13 protein-coding genes and 2 pseudogenes are annotated in these 14921 nt (G+C 71.6%); 2 read left to right on the top strand and 13 right to left on the bottom strand.

From position 1 onward, the window contains the following. Positions 1–17: 17 nt before the first annotated feature. Both ACFVXK_RS20390 and ACFVXK_RS20385 read left to right on the top strand, forming a co-directional pair. On the top strand, positions 18–734 hold the full coding sequence (locus tag ACFVXK_RS20390) for a L,D-transpeptidase family protein (RefSeq protein WP_389613568.1): 717 nt from the start codon (positions 18–20) through the stop codon (positions 732–734). Positions 735–819: 85 nt separating this feature from the next. Continuing rightward, a complete protein-coding gene (locus ACFVXK_RS20385) occupies positions 820–1824 on the top strand; it encodes a sigma-70 family RNA polymerase sigma factor (protein WP_389613566.1) in 1005 nt (334 codons plus the stop codon). Here the strand turns inward: ACFVXK_RS20385 and ACFVXK_RS20380 are convergent. From ACFVXK_RS20380 to ACFVXK_RS20320, 13 genes and pseudogenes are all read right to left on the bottom strand, one after another. After that, positions 1720–2058 carry an STAS domain-containing protein gene (locus tag ACFVXK_RS20380; protein WP_389613564.1) on the bottom strand — a complete coding sequence of 113 codons (339 nt, stop codon included), beginning with the start codon at positions 2056–2058 and terminating at the stop codon, positions 1720–1722. The genes ACFVXK_RS20385 and ACFVXK_RS20380 overlap by 105 nt on opposite strands. Positions 2059–2108: 50 nt before the next feature. Then, the gene (locus tag ACFVXK_RS20375) at positions 2109–2696 is read right to left on the bottom strand and encodes a Uma2 family endonuclease (protein WP_389613562.1); all 588 of its coding nucleotides are present in this window, start codon (positions 2694–2696) and stop codon (positions 2109–2111) included. Between the two features lie 93 nt (positions 2697–2789). After that, complete coding sequence (locus ACFVXK_RS20370) at positions 2790–4067, bottom strand: thymidine phosphorylase (protein ID WP_389613560.1); 1278 nt, start codon at positions 4065–4067, stop codon at positions 2790–2792. A gap of 140 nt (positions 4068–4207) precedes the next feature. Next, entirely contained in the window at positions 4208–4612 is a 405-nt protein-coding gene (locus ACFVXK_RS20365; RefSeq protein WP_389613558.1) for a cytidine deaminase, read from the bottom strand. Further along, on the bottom strand, positions 4609–5874 hold the full coding sequence (locus ACFVXK_RS20360; RefSeq protein WP_389613556.1) for an ABC transporter permease: 1266 nt from the start codon (positions 5872–5874) through the stop codon (positions 4609–4611). Before ACFVXK_RS20360 ends, ACFVXK_RS20365 begins: the two co-directional genes overlap by 4 nt. Then, the gene (locus ACFVXK_RS20355) at positions 5871–6986 is read right to left on the bottom strand and encodes an ABC transporter permease (protein ID WP_389613554.1); all 1116 of its coding nucleotides are present in this window, start codon (positions 6984–6986) and stop codon (positions 5871–5873) included. Before ACFVXK_RS20355 ends, ACFVXK_RS20360 begins: the two co-directional genes overlap by 4 nt. Further along, positions 6983–8545 (bottom strand): ABC transporter ATP-binding protein, encoded by a 1563-nt coding sequence (locus tag ACFVXK_RS20350; RefSeq protein WP_389613610.1) that lies wholly within the window; start codon positions 8543–8545, stop codon positions 6983–6985. The genes ACFVXK_RS20355 and ACFVXK_RS20350 overlap by 4 nt, the downstream gene beginning before the upstream one ends. Before the next feature lie 276 nt (positions 8546–8821). Next, on the bottom strand, positions 8822–9892 hold the full coding sequence (locus tag ACFVXK_RS20345) for a BMP family protein (protein WP_389613553.1): 1071 nt from the start codon (positions 9890–9892) through the stop codon (positions 8822–8824). A 230-nt stretch (positions 9893–10122) separates the two neighbouring features. Continuing rightward, positions 10123–11367, bottom strand: coding sequence for an amidohydrolase (locus ACFVXK_RS20340; protein WP_389613608.1), 1245 nt, complete (start codon positions 11365–11367; stop codon positions 10123–10125). Positions 11368–11504: 137 nt separating this feature from the next. Further along, complete coding sequence (locus ACFVXK_RS20335) at positions 11505–12647, bottom strand: hypothetical protein (protein ID WP_389613551.1); 1143 nt, start codon at positions 12645–12647, stop codon at positions 11505–11507. Positions 12648–12683: 36 nt separating this feature from the next. Beyond that, complete coding sequence (locus ACFVXK_RS20330) at positions 12684–13616, bottom strand: N-acetylneuraminate synthase family protein (protein ID WP_389613606.1); 933 nt, start codon at positions 13614–13616, stop codon at positions 12684–12686. A 363-nt stretch (positions 13617–13979) separates the two neighbouring features. Next, a pseudogene (locus ACFVXK_RS20325) lies at positions 13980–14339 on the bottom strand (cytidylyltransferase domain-containing protein); the annotation flags it as partial. 314 nt (positions 14340–14653) lie between these two features. Further along, positions 14654–14921 (bottom strand): annotated as a pseudogene (locus ACFVXK_RS20320) (hypothetical protein); the annotation flags it as partial.

Here is a 14921-nt window from a genome sequence, read left to right as displayed (position 1 = left end):
CGGCAGGGGAGGGATCGATGGCGGGGATACGCGTACGCGTGCGCGCGGGACGGCGGGCCGCGGTGGTGTTCGGCGGGGCGGTCGCGCTGGCGGCGCCCCTGGTGGTGGCGGGGGGCGGGGCGGCGCAGGCCGCCGCCTCGTGCAACGTGACCACGGGGCCGTACCAGCGGCAGGTGGAGCAGTTCCTGGGGCGGCCGGTGGACGGGGTGCAGTCGGCTGCCGACTGCGCGGCCATCCAGTCCTTCCAGGCCACCCACGGGATCACCCCGACGATGGGGTACGCGGGGCCGCTGACCTGGCAGACGATGAGCACCATGCTGGCGCAGCGGGCGGCCGGGAAGAACCCGAACGCCGCCGGGCAGTGCCCCACCAACCTGGGGCGGATCGCCTGCGTCGACCTGACGCGGCAGCTGAGCTGGATCCAGGACGGGGCGACGCTGAAGTACGGGCCGGTGCCGGTGCGCACGGGCAAGGCGGAGACCCCGACGCGGACCGGGCTGAAGAAGATCTACTACCGCAACATCAACCACTGGTCGACGATCTACAACGTGGCGATGCCGTACGCGCAGTTCTTCGACGGGGGCATCGCCTTCCACTCGGTGGAGAAGAGCATGTGGAACCCGCCGGGTTCGGGCGGCTGCGTCAACATGACGACGGCCGACGCCAAGGCGTACTGGAACATGCTGACCAACGGCGAGGACGTGTTCGTGTACGGGCGCAAGCCCGGGACCTGATCCACCGCGCCGTGCCCGGGCTGCCGTTGTCAGACCCCTCGGGTAGTTTCCGGAGTGACGGACGACACCCTGGGGGACGGCAGCCATGAGCGACCTCGCGACCACCACCTCCCCGGAGCTCGACGCGGCGATGGAGCGCTACCGCGTCGAGCTGACCGGGTACTGCTACCGGATGCTCGGCTCGGCCTTCGACGCCGAGGACGCGGTGCAGGACACGTACGTGCGGGCCTGGCGGGCGTACGGGAAGTTCGAGGGGCGTTCCTCGCTGCGGTCGTGGCTGTACCGGATCGCCACGAACGTCTGCCTGGACCTGCTGAACGCGGGGAACAAGCGGGCCCGGCCGATGGACCTCACCGCCCCGCAGCACCAGGCGTCCGCCGTGCTGAACGAGCGGCCCGAGGTGACCTGGCTGGAGCCCGTGCCGGACGGGCGGGTGCTGCCGCAGACCGCCGATCCGGCGGAGATGGCGCTGGCGAAGGAGTCGGTGCGGCTGGCGTTCGTGGCGGCGCTGCAGCACCTGCCGGCGAAGCAGCGGGCGGTGCTGATCCTGCGGGAGGTGCTGGCCTGGAAGGCGGACGAGGTCGCGCAGCTCCTGGAGACGACGGTGGCCTCGGTGAACAGCGCGCTCCAGCGGGCGCGGGCGACGCTGTCGGGGCAGGCGCTGCGGCCGAGCGATCCGGCGGACCCGCTGGACGCGGAGCAGAAGAAGCTGCTGGAGCAGTACCTGGCCGCCTTCGAGGCCTACGACATCACCCGGCTGACCACCCTGCTGCACGAGGACGCGGTGCTGTCGATGCCGCCGTTCGACCTGTGGCTCCAGGGGCACGCGGACATCGCGGCCTGGCATCTGAACCAGGGCATCGGCTGCAAGGGCTCGCGCCTGATACCGACCACGGCGAACGGGCTGCCGGCCTTCGGGCAGTACCGGCCGCGCGAGGACGGCCGGCCGCGGCACGTGCCGTGGGCGCTCCAGGTGCTGGAGGTGTCAGGGGGCCGGATCGTCGGGCTCAACGCCTTCCTGGACACCGCCCGCTGGTTCCCGCTGTTCGGGCTCCCCGAGGAGCTCGACGAGTCCTACGAGGTCCAGTAGGGCCCGCAGGGCCGGGGTCGCGCCGGTCACGGTGAAGGCCCCGAGTCCGCGTGCGGCGAGCCGGAGCCGTGCGAGTACGGCGACGGCCCCCAGCCCGGGCGCGGTGACGGCCCCGGCCTCGCACACCACGGCGCGGGCCCCGCCGTCGTACAGCCGCGCCAGCCGCGCGCACAGCGCGGCGGCGTCCTGCTCGGTGGGGCTGGGCCCGGGCAGCGCGAGTCGTCTGGTCTCCACGAGATGAGGACCGGCCGGCTACCCGGAAATCATCGGCGGGCCGTGACCGCTTACGGCCGGGGGAAGGTGAAGGTGTCGAGGGTGAGGTCGAACGGATCGGGGAGATGGACGGCTTCACCGAACTTGCCCGCGTGAATGACGCGGTACTTGCCGTCGTTCGGTTCGCCGTAGAGGTGGATCGTGGGACTGCCGGTCGCATGCGGGTCGATGAGGAGGTAGAGGGCGACACCCGCAGCGGCGTAGCCCTTCAGTTTGGCGACGCGGTCGTTGACGGCGGTCGACCGGGAAGTGACCTCCACCACCAGCTTGGCGACGGCCGCAGGAGCGAAACTCTCCCCGCGCGGTACCTCCGACCTCGGTACGACCGCGAGGTCCGGGATGTAGAGGCCGCTGTGGCTCGGGACCTCCACGTTGAGGGTCTGGAAGACTCCCCAGTCCGACGGGATCGCTGCGTACAGGCGACTCTGTACCAGTTCCGCGATCAGGTTGTGGTCGTTGACGGGTGGTGGTGCCACGGTGACGATCCCCTCGATGATCTCCACCTTGCAGCCCTTCGGCACGTCCATCCCCTCCCAGAGGTGGACGGCACGGTCCCAGTCGTCGCCCTCTGGAAGGTGCTCGACTGCGAGTGCGCTCATGGTGTGCTCCTATCGGTCGGCACCGATCCCAGCATGCCGAACGGGACCGGCGGGGGTCCACCGGTCCCGTTCACCCGAAAGGGAAGCCGCAGGTCAGGCGATGCGGTCCAGGACGATCGGCGTGGCGGTGAAGGCCGTGCCCGCCGGGGCGACGTCGTAGGAGCCCTCCAGGGAGGCCAGGGCGTACTCGAACTTCTCCGGGGTGTCCGTGTGCAGGGTCATCAGCGGCTGGCCGGCCGTGACGGTGTCGCCCGGCTTGGCGTGGAGCTCGATGCCCGCGCCCGCCTGCACCGGGTCCTCCTTGCGCGCGCGGCCCGCGCCCAGGCGCCAGGCGCCGACGCCGACCGCGTACGCGTCGAGGCGGGTCAGGACGCCCGAGGCGGAGGCGGTGACCACGTGCTGCTCGCGGGCGACCGGCAGGGCCGCGTCCGGGTCGCCGCCCTGGGCGGAGATCATCCGGCGCCACACGTCCATGGCGGAGCCGTCGGCGAGGGCCTTGGCGGGGTCGGCGTCCTTGATGCCGGCGGCCGTGAGCATCTCCTGCGCGAGGGCGACGGTCAGCTCGACCACGTCGGCGGGGCCACCGCCCGCGAGGACCTCGACGGACTCGCGGACTTCGAGGGCGTTGCCCGCGGTCAGGCCGAGCGGGGTGGACATGTCGGTGAGCAGGGCGATCGTCTTGACGCCGCTGTCGGTGCCCAGGGCCACCATGGTGGAGGCCAGCTCGCGGGCGTCCTCGATGTTCTTCATGAAGGCGCCGGAGCCGACCTTCACGTCCAGGACCAGGGAGCCGGTGCCCTCGGCGATCTTCTTGGACATGATCGAGGAGGCGATCAGCGGGATGGCCTCGACGGTGCCGGTGACGTCGCGCAGGGCGTAGAGCTTCTTGTCGGCCGGGGCCAGGCCGTCGCCGGCCGCGCAGATGACGGCGCCGGTGGTGTCGAGGACGTTCAGCATCTCCTCGTTGGAGAGCAGCGCGCGCCAGCCCGGGATGGACTCCAGCTTGTCCAGGGTGCCGCCGGTGTGGCCGAGGCCGCGGCCCGAGAGCTGCGGGACGGCCGCGCCGCAGGCGGCGACGAGCGGGGCGAGCGGGAGGGTGATCTTGTCGCCGACGCCGCCGGTGGAGTGCTTGTCGGCGGTGGGGCGGGAGAGGGAGTCGAAGTTCATCCGCTCGCCGGAGGCGATCATCGCGGCGGTCCAGCGGGCGATCTCGGTCCGGTTCATGCCGTTGAGCAGGATGGCCATGGCCAGCGAGGACATCTGCTCGTCGGCGACGATCCCGCGGGTGTAGGCGTCGATGACCCAGTCGATCTGCTCGGGGCTCAGCTCACCGCGGTCCCGCTTGGTCCGGATGACGGAGATGACGTCCATGAGGTGACTTCCTTCTACGCGCATAGAGATGAGGGAGGGAGGTTCAGGGAGTTCAGGGAGTTCAAGGAGTTTCAGGCGGGGCTCGAGCCCGGCTCGAAGACGGCCGACGGCCCTCCGCCCGGTGGGGCGGAGGGCCGTCGTCACGGCTGTCTGAGGTGGTCGGGCCCGAAGGCCTGCGGCAGCATCGCGCTCAGCGGGAGGATCCCGTCCGGTGTCTCCACCAGCAGCTCCGGGCCGCCGAACTCGTAGAGCAGCTGGCGGCAGCGGCCGCAGGGGACGAGGATCTCGCCCTTGCCGTCCACGCACGTGAAGTGGGTGAGACGGCCGCCGCCGGTGGCCTGGAGGGAGGAGACCAGGCCGCACTCGGCGCACAGGCCGAGGCCGTAGCTGGCGTTCTCGACGTTGCAGCCGGTGACCGTGCGGCCGTCGTCGACCAGCGCGGCCACCCCGACCGGGAAGCCCGAGTACGGGGCGTACGCGCGGGTCATCGCGGACCGCGCGGCCGTCCGCAGGGCTTCCCAGTCCACCGCCGGGGCCGGGGTCACTTGCCCTGGCCCTTGCGGTACGGCATGCCGTCCGCCTTGGGCATCCGCAGGCGCTGCGCGGACAGCGCGAGCACCAGCAGCGTGGTGACGTACGGGGCGGCGTCCACGAACTGGCTGGGCACCTGGTCGGTGAGCGCGTACCAGACGAAGAGGCCGGCGGCGCAGACCGCGGCGATGCCGGCCTGGAGGTACTTCTTCTTGTACAGCTGCCACGCGACGGCGAGCACGAGCAGGATCGCGAGGAGCAGGAGCATCGCGTGCACGTTCTCGGCGCCACCGCGCAGGCGCAGGCTGTAGGTGAAGCCGAAGAGGCCCGAGCCCAGCGCCATGCCGCCCGGCATCCAGTTGCCGAAGATCATGGCGGCGAGACCGATGTAGCCGCGGCCGCCGGTCTGGCCCTCCTGGTAGATGCCGGTGGAGACGATCGCGAGGAACGCGCCGCCGAGGCCGGCCATCGCACCGGAGACGATCACGGCGATGTACTTGTACTTGTAGACGTTGACGCCGAGGGACTCGGCGGCCGTCGGGTTCTCACCGCAGGAGCGCAGGCGCAGGCCGAAGGCGGTCCGCCACAGCACCCACCAGGTGAGCGGGACCAGCAGCACCGCGACGACGGTCAGCAGCGAGAGGTTGGTGACCAGGCCGCCGAGGGCGCCGGCGGCGTCGGAGATCAGGAACCAGTGCTTGCCCTGGAGCGTCGCCAGCCAGTCCGAGAGCCCTGGGATGGTGATCTCGGTGATCGGGTCGATGCGCGGGGACTGCTTGGAGGAGCCGCCCGGGGTCTTGTCGAAGGTGAAGTTCGACAGGTACTGGGTGAAGCCGACGGCCAGGATGTTGATGGCCACACCGGAGACGATGTGGTTCACGTTGAACGTCACGGTGATGATCGCGTGCAGCAGGCCGCCGAGGGCGCCGCCGATGATGCCGAGGACGACACCGGTCCACGGGCCCCACTGGTAGCCGGCCCAGGCGCCGAACCAGGTGCCGAGGATCATCATGCCTTCGAGGCCGATGTTGACCACGCCCGCGCGCTCGGCCCACAGGCCGCCGAGGCCCGCGAGGGCGATCGGCACGGCGAGCTGCAGGGCGCCGGAGAACTGGCCGACGGAGGTCAGGTCGTTGGCGCCGGAGATCAGGCGGACCACGGAGACCAGCGCGAGGCCGGCCGCGACGATCAGCAGGATCCAGGGCAGGGTGAGCTTGCGGCGGCCGCCGCCCTTCTTGGGCGCGGCGCTCGTCGCGGAAACGGTGCTGGTGCTCACGCCGCGACCTCCTTGTTGTCGGTCTTGAGGGCATGGCCGGCGGCCAGCTCTTCGCCGACCTTCTGCTGCTGGCGGCGGATGCCGTAGCGGCGGACGAGCTCGTAGCTGACGACGACCGCGATCACGATCAGGCCCTGCATGATCGTGCCGATCTCCTTGGCGTAGCCCTCGGTGTCGAGACCGGCGGACGCCTTGTCGATGAAGGCGATCAGGAAGGCCGAGAAGAAGATGCCGATCGGGTTGTTGCGCCCGAGGAGCGCGACGGTGATGCCGGTGAAGCCGACGCCCAGGGGGAAGGACAGGTTGTACGTGTGCGACTCGCCGAGCAGCAGCGGCATACCGGTCAGACCGGCGACGGCGCCCGAGATGAGCATCGCCGTCATGATCATCTTCTTGGGCTCGACGCCGGAGGCCTGCGCGGCGGACTCGCTGGCGCCGGAGGCGCGCAGGTCGAAGCCGAAGCGGGTCCGGTTGAGGACGAACCAGTAGACGACGCCGAGCGCGAAGGCGACGAAGGTGAAGCCGTAGATGTCGCCGCCGGGCAGCGAGACGGCCGGGAACCAGCCGGACTCCGCGATGTCACCGGTGGTGAGGTCGTTCGAGCCGGCCGGCTGCACGCCGAGGTTCTTCGGCAGGATCAGCCAGGCGATCACGGAGGTCGCGATGGCGTTGAGCATGATCGTGGAGACGACCTCGCTCACGCCGCGGCGGGCCTTGAGGATGCCCGCGATGCCGGACCAGAAGGCACCGGTCGCCATGGCGATGACCACGATCAGCAGGATGTGCAGCGGGGCGGGCAGCGAGACCGCCGCGCCGACCACGGCCGAGATCATCGCGGCGAGGCGGTACTGGCCGTCGACGCCGATGTTGAAGAGGTTCATCCGGAAGCCGACGGCCACGGCCAGGGCGGCCAGGAAGTAGATGCCGGCCTGGTTGATGATCAGGACCTGGATGTCCTCGTAGCCCGCCTGCTCGATCATGATCCGCAGCGGGTCGATCGGGTCCACGCCCGAGGCGGCGAGCACGATCATGGTCAGCACGAGGGCGCTGACCAGTGCGAGCGCCGGTCCGGCGGCTGCCAGGAGCAGCCGGTCCTTGTCGAATTTCTTCATCGGGCCTCGTCCTCCGTGGTGTCGCCGTCGACCCCGGCGGAGTGGTCGTCATGGGCTTCGAGGTGCCCGCTGGCGGCGCCGGTCATGGCGGTGCCGAGCTCCTCGGGGGTGATCGTCGCCGGGTCGGCGTCGGCGACCAGACGGCCGCGGTAGATGACCCGGAGGGTGTCGGACAGGCCGATCAGCTCGTCCAGGTCGGCCGAGATCAGGAGCACGGCCAGGCCCTCGCGGCGGGCCTCGCGGATGGCGTCCCAGATCTGCGCCTGAGCGCCGACGTCCACACCGCGGGTGGGGTGGGCGGCGATCAGGAACTTCGGGTTGTGGCTCATCTCGCGGCCGACGATCAGCTTCTGCTGGTTGCCGCCGGAGAGGGAGGCCGCGGTGACCTCGATGCCGGGGGTGCGGACGTCGTACTCGCGCACGATCCGCTCGGTGTCCTTGCGGGCGGCCTTCGGGTCGAGGATGCCGCCCTTGGAGTTGGGCTTCTCGGTGACGTGGCCGAGGATGCGGTTCTCCCAGAGGGGGGACTCCAGCAGCAGGCCGTGCCGGTGGCGGTCCTCGGGGATGTAGCCGATGCCGCCCTCGCGGCGCTTGCGGGTCGGCATGGCGGTGATGTCCGCGCCGTCCAGCGTGATGGTGCCGCTGTCCGGGCCGACCATGCCCATGAGGGCCTCGATCAGCTCCGTCTGGCCGTTGCCCTCGACACCGGCGAGGCCGAGGACCTCGCCCTTGTGGATGGTGAAGTCGATGCCGGCCAGGACCTCGCGCACGACGCCGTCCGGGTCGGTCGCGCCGAGGCGCAGGCTCTCGACCGTGAGCATCGGGGTGGTGGTCACCGTGGACTCGCGGGTCTCCGGCGAGGGCAGCTCGGTGCCGACCATGAGCTCGGCGAGCTGCTTGGTCGTGGCCGTCTTCGGGTCGGCGGTGCCGACCGTGGTGCCGCGGCGGATGACGGTGATGTCGTCGGCGACCTTCAGCACCTCGCCCAGCTTGTGCGAGATGAAGATGACGGTCAGGCCCTCGGCCTTGAGCTCGCGCAGGTTGTCGAACAGCGCGTCCACTTCCTGCGGCACGAGCACGGCGGTGGGCTCGTCGAGGATGAGGGTCTTGGCACCGCGGTAGAGGACCTTGAGGATCTCCACGCGCTGGCGGTCGGCGACGCCGAGGTCCTCGATCAGGGCGTCGGGACGGACGCCGAGGCCGTACGCGTCCGAGATCTCCATGATCTTCTTGCGGGCCTTGCCGCCGATGCCGTAGAGCTTCTCGCCGCCGAGGACGACGTTCTCCAGCACGGTGAGGTTGTCGGCCAGCATGAAGTGCTGGTGGACCATACCGATGCCGCGGGCGATGGCGTCGCCCGGGTTGGTGAAGGAGACCTGCTCCCCGTCGATGGCGATGGTGCCCTCGTCCGGCTTCTGCATGCCGTAGAGGATCTTCATCAGGGTCGACTTGCCGGCACCGTTCTCACCGATGAGGGCGTGGACCGTGCCCTTGCGGACGGAGATGGCGATGTCCTTGTTGGCGACGACGCCGGGGAAACGCTTGGTGATGCCGTGCAGTTCTACGGCGAGAGGGGGGCTGGACGCGTTGATGACGCACTCTCCTTGGCGCGGAAGGAGCCGGAAATAAGCCAAGTGGCAGGAGGAGACAGGGCGGGGAGAGAAGGTATCGCGTCCACGATGCCTCTACGCGCGTAGCACTGTCGGAAGTGAAAACTTGCGGCCAACTGACCACAAGACTTCACGGACTGGGGGCGAATACGCGGCTCGGGGTCCGGCAGCGGGTTGACCGCTTCCGGACCCCGGAGACCACGACTCACATGTCAGACAGGGGCCTTACGGCGTGGTCTTGACGGTGATCTTCTTGGCGATGATGTCGGCCTTGGCCTTCTCCACCGCGGCGATGACGTCGGCCATCGACTTGTACTGCGGGTTGGAGTCGGCGAGCGCGACACCGTTCTTGTCGAGGCCGTAGCGGACCTCGCCGGACTCCGGCTTGCCGTCCTTGACCGACTTGATCAGGTTGAAGACCGCGTCGGAGACGTCCTTGGTGACCGAGGTCAGGATGTGGTCCTTGTACTTCGACAGACCGGCCTGGTTGTACTGGTCGGAGTCGACGCCGATGGCCCACTTGCCCGCGGAGGAGGTGGCCTCGATGGCGCCCGAGCCGGCGAGGCCGGCGGCGGCGTAGATCACGTCGGCGCCACCGTCGAGCTGGCCCTTGGCGGCGGCCTTGCCGAGGTCCGGCTTGGCGAAGCCCGAGAAGTCCGGCGGCTGGGTCAGGTAGGCCGACAGCACCTTGGCGTTCGGGTTGGTGTCCTTGACGCCCTGCTCGAAGCCCGCCTGGAACTTCTTGATCAGCGGGACCTCGACACCGCCGATGAAGCCGACCGTGCCGGTCTTGGAGGTCTTGGCGGCGGCGACGCCGGCCAGGTAGGAGCCCTGCTCCTCGTTGAAGACCAGGTTGGCGATGTTCGGGCCGGTCTTCGAGGTGTCGTCGATGATGCCGAAGGTGGTCTTCGGGAACTTCGCCGCGACCTTCTGGATGGCCGAGGCGTAGGAGAAGCCGACGCCGATGACCGGGTTGTTGCCCTTGCGCGCGAGCTCGGTGAGGCGCTGGACCTTGTCGGCCTCGCTCTCGCCCTCGGTCGGCTCCGCCTCGGCGGTCTTGACCTTGAGCTCCTTCTCGGCCTTCTCCAGGCCCGCGAAGGCGGCGTCGTTGAACGACTGGTCGCCGCGGCCGCCGACGTCGTAGGCGATGGCCGCGCTGGCGGCCTTCGACTCCGAGGAGGACGACGAGGAGGAGGACGAGCTGTCCGAGGACTTCTTTCCGCCACAGGCGGTGGCCGAGAGGGCCAGCGCCGCGGACGCGATGCCCACGGTGGCGATCCTGGTGATCCGGCGCAAGGGGAGGCTCCTTCAAAACCTGACCGAAGCGCCACGACCGGCGCTGGTTTCGCGGCGATCGTAACGCGCGTAGATGTCAGTTAAAGGCCCGTTCATGAGTCGTTATCGGATCGTCGCGAACCGGACAGTGACCGGTTGGTGACCGCGGGGGCGTCCAGCCCTTGTGTACCAAGGGCTGGACAGGTTCGGCGGAGGACCCGCGAATGTTGTACAGAGATTTACTTGATTTTTTACGTGGAGGGCCTTGTGCGCCGTCCGTCGAGCAGGGCGGCGGCCGTGAAGAACTCCACGCCGACCGCGATCGCGGACTCGTCGACGTCGAAGTCGCCCCGGTGCAGGTCCCGCTTGGCCGTGTCGCCGGGCTTGCGGACGCCGAGGCGGGCCATGGCGCCCGGGACGTGCTCCAGGTACCAGGAGAAGTCCTCGCCGCCGAGGCTCTGCTCGGTGTCCTCGACCGACTCGGCGCCGCGCCGGGCCGCCATCGACTCCCGGAGCAGTTCGGTGACCACCGGGTCGTTCACCACGGGCGGCACCCCGCGCACGTGGTTGATCTCGAACTTCGCCCCGTGCATCGTCGCGACCTCGTCGATGGCCGCGTGGATCATGTCCGGGGCCTCGTACCAGGCGTTCAGGTCCAGGCAGCGGATCGTGCCGGAGAGCTCCGCGTGCATCGGGATGACGTTGCAGGCGTGCCCGGCCTCGATCCGGCCCCAGGTGACGGACATGCCCGAGCGGGCGTCCATCCGGCGGGCCAGCAGGGCCGGCACGTCCACGGCGACCCGGGCGGCGGCGGTGACCATGTCGGTGGTCAGGTGCGGGCGGGCGGTGTGGCCGCCGGGGCCCGTGAGGGTGACCTCCAGCCGGTCGCAGGCCGAGGTGATGGGGCCGGACCGCAGACCGATCCGCCCGGCGTCCACGCGCGGGTCGCAGTGCACCGCGATCATCTGGCCGACCCCCTCCAGCACCCCGGAGTCGATGGCCTCGGTCGCCCCGCCCGGGAGCACCTCCTCGGCGGGCTGGAACAGCAGCCGCACCGGACGCGGGAGCAGGCCCTGGCGGTCGAGCTCGGCGAGGACCAGGCCGGCGCCGAGGACGACGGAGGTGTGCACGTCGTGGCCGCAGGCGTGGGCGCGGTCCGGGACGGTGGAGCGGTACGGGACGTGCGTCTTGGCGTCGGGGATGGGCAGGGCGTCGATGTCCGCGCGCAGGGCCAGCATCGGCCGGCCCCGGTCCCAGGTGCCGACGTCGCAGATGAGGCCCGTGCCGGACTTGAGCACCCGTGGTCGCAGCCCCGCCTTCTCCAGCCGCGCCTTGATCGCCGCCGTGGTGCGGAACTCCTGGTGTCCTAGTTCGGGGTGCATGTGCAAGTCGCGGCGGAAGTCGATCAGTTCGGCACGCAGGTGATCCGGAAGCTTGCCGGGCAGCTCGGGCCGGTCGGGCTTGCCGGGCAGGGCGGGCAGGGACTCGCGGGACATCAACTGGTTCACCCGTTTAAGGGTAGGCGCACGGATGGGTCAACTGTCTGGAGATCACCAGAAATTCATGCCGTTAGGGGAAAGAAAAGCGACCTCTGGACGCATGATCGGATGCGCCCGGGGGTAAACTCGCGCGCTCATCCGGCCGCGGGAGCCGCTCCCAGCGGGAGTCTGCGCACATCACGGGCGGTGTCGGTGACGCCGGCGAGGAAGCCGCGGGCCCTGGGTGAGGCGGTGGCGGTGAGCCAGGCGGGGTCGATACCGCATACGGCGACCGTCACACCGGTGCCGGTGAGCGCGTACGGCAGCGTGTGGACGACCGTGGACGGAAAGCTGACGATCGTCCGGCCGATCGGGCCCCGCCGGGCGATCAGCTCCAGCGGCAGGTCCGGCCGGACGATCTCCAGCCCGGTCGCCTCGCTCAGCGCGCGCAGCTTCTCGGGCGTCTCCCGGCGGTGCGCGAAGTAGCGGGTCACGCCGTGCTCCCGGGCCAGGGCGCGCACGGCGTCCAGGTAGCGGAACGGGTCCACCACCCCGGTCTCCACCAGGGAGGTGCCGACCAGGTCGGTGCCCCTGGTCAGCCGGGGCGGGCCGAAGCGGGCCCGGGTCCAGGCGAAGTCGTTGACCCGCAGCCGGGCCCCCGGCGGCGGGGTGACGGGCATCGAGGTGAACAGTTCGACGGCGTGCCCGCCGCGCGGGGTCAGCCGGCGCCGCGCGGTACCCGACACGGGGGCGTACGCGAGCTCCCGCACCCGGGCCGCGGCCCCGCCGCCGGTGCGGTGCCAGCGGCGCAGCCGCTCGCCGCGGCCGAGCTGGGCGACGAACTCCATGGTGGCGGTGCCGTCGTCCACGACGACCAGTTCGGCGGCCCGGGCCGGGAGCAGCAGCAGCTGGAGGAAGCGGGAGAAGGGGTCGCCGACCACGATCCGCTCCGCCCGGCGCACGGCGGGCGCGAGGGCCGCCAGGGCGCGCGTCGGGGATCCGGAGCCGCCGCGGGCCTCCTGCCAGTGCACGGTGTGGCCCTCGTCCCGGGCGAGCCCGGCGACCCGGCGCAGCTGGCCCCGGGACATGGGGTCGGTCGGGGGGACGACGACGATGCGCAGCCCGTCGGCGGCCGGGCGCGGTCCGGTCCGGCCGCGGTCGGCGGCGGGGCCGGGCTGGCGGGGGACGGCGGTCAGCAGCGGGCCGTCGTCCCCGCGCCGGGTGTGGGCCCACTCCAGCACGTTGAGGAGCTGGACCGGGCTCTCCACGAGGGCCAGGGTGGGGGCTGAGGGGTGCACGACGTACTCCGCTCTGGGGAGGAGGGCCGGGGAGGGTCAGGAGGCGGCGGGGGCGGGGGCCGGGGCCGGGAGGGTGCCCTGGACGCGGCGGAGCTTCTTCATGGGGGCGAGTTCGGAGTCGTAGACCTTCTTCACGCCGTCACCGAGGGCGGTCTCGATGGTGCGGATGTCGCGCACGAGGCGGGTGAGGCCGCCGGGCTCGACGGAGGCGGCCTGGTCGGAGCCCCACATCGCCCGGTCGAGGGTGATGTGCCGCTCGACGAAGACGGCGCCGAGGGCGACGGCGGCGAGGGTGGTCTGCAGGCCGGTCTCGTGGCCGGAGTAGCCGACGGGGACGTTCGGGTACTCCTCCTGGAGGGTGTTGATCATCCGGAGGTTGAGCTCCTCGGCCTTGGCGGGGTAGGTCGAAGTGGCGTGGCAGAGCAGGATGTTGTCGCTGCCGAGGACCTCGACGGCGTGCCGGATCTGCTTCGGGGTGGACATGCCGGTGGAGAGCACGACCGTGCGGCCGGTGGCGCGCAGGGCGCGCAGCAGTTCGTCGTCGGTGAGGCAGGCGGAGGCCACCTTGTGGGCGGGGAGGTCGAACTTCTCCAGGAAGGCGACGGCCTCGGTGTCCCAGGGGGAGGCGAACCAGTCGATGCCGCGCTTGGCGCAGTGCTCGTCGACGGCGAGGTAGTCGGCCTCGCCGAACTCGACGCGGTGGCGGTAGTCGATGTAGGTCATGCGGCCCCAGGGGGTGTCGCGTTCGACGTCCCACTGGTCGCGGGGGGTGCACAGCTCCGGGGTGCGCTTCTGGAACTTGACGGCGTCGCAGCCGGCCTCGGCGGCGGCGTCGATCAGGGCGAAGGCGGTGCCGAGGTCGCCGTTGTGGTTGATGCCGATCTCGCCGACGACGTAGACGGGGCGGCCGGGGCCGGCGATGCGCCGGCCGAGGGTGCGCAGGCGGGGGTTGAGGGGTGCGACGGTCATGGCGTCGGGCGTCCTTCGGTCGGGTGTGCGGGGCGGGTCGGGGAGGGGGTCCAGGAGGGGGTCCAGGAGGGGGGCGAGGAGGCGGGCGCGGGCCAGGTCGTGCGGGTCGTCGACCTCCAGGACCCGGGCCGGGTCGGCGGGGACGGGCAGGACCCGCCCGAAGAAGCGGTGCCGTTCCCTGCGGAGGCCGGCCGCGGTCATGGCGTAGGCGGCGCCGGTCTCCAGGAGTTCCTCGGGGCGGTCCTGGCGGCGCGGGCGGTACGCGGGGACGTGGTTGACCCCGGTCCCGGAGCCGTCGGGGCCGCGGCGCCAGAGGAAGCCGTGGAAGGGGGCTGCGGTCAGGGCGGAGTCGGCGTCGCCGCGGGCCACGGCGGCGGCGACGGACTCGACGTCGGCGGGGGTGAGGAAGGGGCTGGTGCACTGGACGAGGAGGACCACGTCCACCGTGAGGGAGTGCAGCTCCTCGAAGGCGTCCAGGGCGTGCAGGACGGCGCTCTCGCTGCTCGCGGCGTCGCCGGAGAGGGCGGTGGGGCGGGCGATCACGTGGGCCCCGGCGGCGCGGGCCGCGGCGGCGACGGCCCCGGAGTCGGTGGAGACGGCCACGTCGGTGACGCTGGGCGCGGCCCGGCAGGCCCGCACGGCCCGCACGACCAGCGGAACCCCGCCGACGCGCGCGGTGTTCTTCCCCGGCACCCCCTTGGACCCGCCCCGAGCCGGAATCACGGCAAGCACCCGCCGGTCCCGCCGAAGCGGGCCGGGGCCCGCGGGGGCGGCGCCCGGGGCGGCACCGGATGCGGTGGCCGCAGCCGGGGCGGTACCCGGAGCCGGAGCGGATGCCGGGGCAGAGGCCCCGGCCGGGCGGACGGGGGAGGCGCCAGGGGCCGCTGCCGGGCCCGGGGCCGGAAGGGCACCCGGTGCCGGAGCGGCACGCCGAGCCGGGGCGGGACCCGGAGCCAGGACGGCACCCGGAGCCGGGACAGGACCCGGAGCCGGAGCGGATGCCGGAACGGAGGCCCCGGTCGGGCGGGCGGGGGCGGTCACAGTTCGCCCAGGCGGCGGATCGCCGGGGCCACGCGCTGGACCCCGTGCCGGTAGGCGCCCCGGGCGGCCTCGCGCAGCCGCTCCCGCACCCAGCGCCGCGCCGCCGACTCCCCGCGCGGGAGGGCTCCGGGGAGCGGGGTCCCGTCGGGGGCGAGGTGCTGCCGGGCGAGGATCCCGGGCAGGTAACCGGGGGCGGTCTCCAGGGTGTAGTACGGCGCCTCGGGCGCGAGCCGCTCCTGCGCCAGCAGGTACGCGAGCCGCTCC

Source organism: Streptomyces sp. NPDC058157, from assembly GCF_042884105.1.
In the GTDB taxonomy this organism is placed as follows: Bacteria; Actinomycetota; Actinomycetes; order Streptomycetales; family Streptomycetaceae; genus Streptomyces.
The sequence above is the reverse complement of the archived record's forward strand: the minus strand, read 5'-3'. Positions and strand labels throughout refer to the sequence as shown.

Coding starts and splice junctions, on each gene's coding strand:
- ACFVXK_RS20390 (WP_389613568.1), top strand. CDS start 18: ATGGCGGGGATACGCGTACGCGTGCGCGCGGGACGGCGGGCCGCGGTG.
- ACFVXK_RS20385 (WP_389613566.1), top strand. CDS start 820: ATGAGCGACCTCGCGACCACCACCTCCCCGGAGCTCGACGCGGCGATG.
- ACFVXK_RS20375 (WP_389613562.1), bottom strand. CDS start 2,696: ATGAGCGCACTCGCAGTCGAGCACCTTCCAGAGGGCGACGACTGGGAC.
- ACFVXK_RS20370 (WP_389613560.1), bottom strand. CDS start 4,067: ATGGACGTCATCTCCGTCATCCGGACCAAGCGGGACCGCGGTGAGCTG.
- ACFVXK_RS20355 (WP_389613554.1), bottom strand. CDS start 6,986: ATGAAGAAATTCGACAAGGACCGGCTGCTCCTGGCAGCCGCCGGACCG.
- ACFVXK_RS20340 (WP_389613608.1), bottom strand. CDS start 11,367: ATGTCCCGCGAGTCCCTGCCCGCCCTGCCCGGCAAGCCCGACCGGCCC.
- ACFVXK_RS20330 (WP_389613606.1), bottom strand. CDS start 13,616: ATGACCGTCGCACCCCTCAACCCCCGCCTGCGCACCCTCGGCCGGCGC.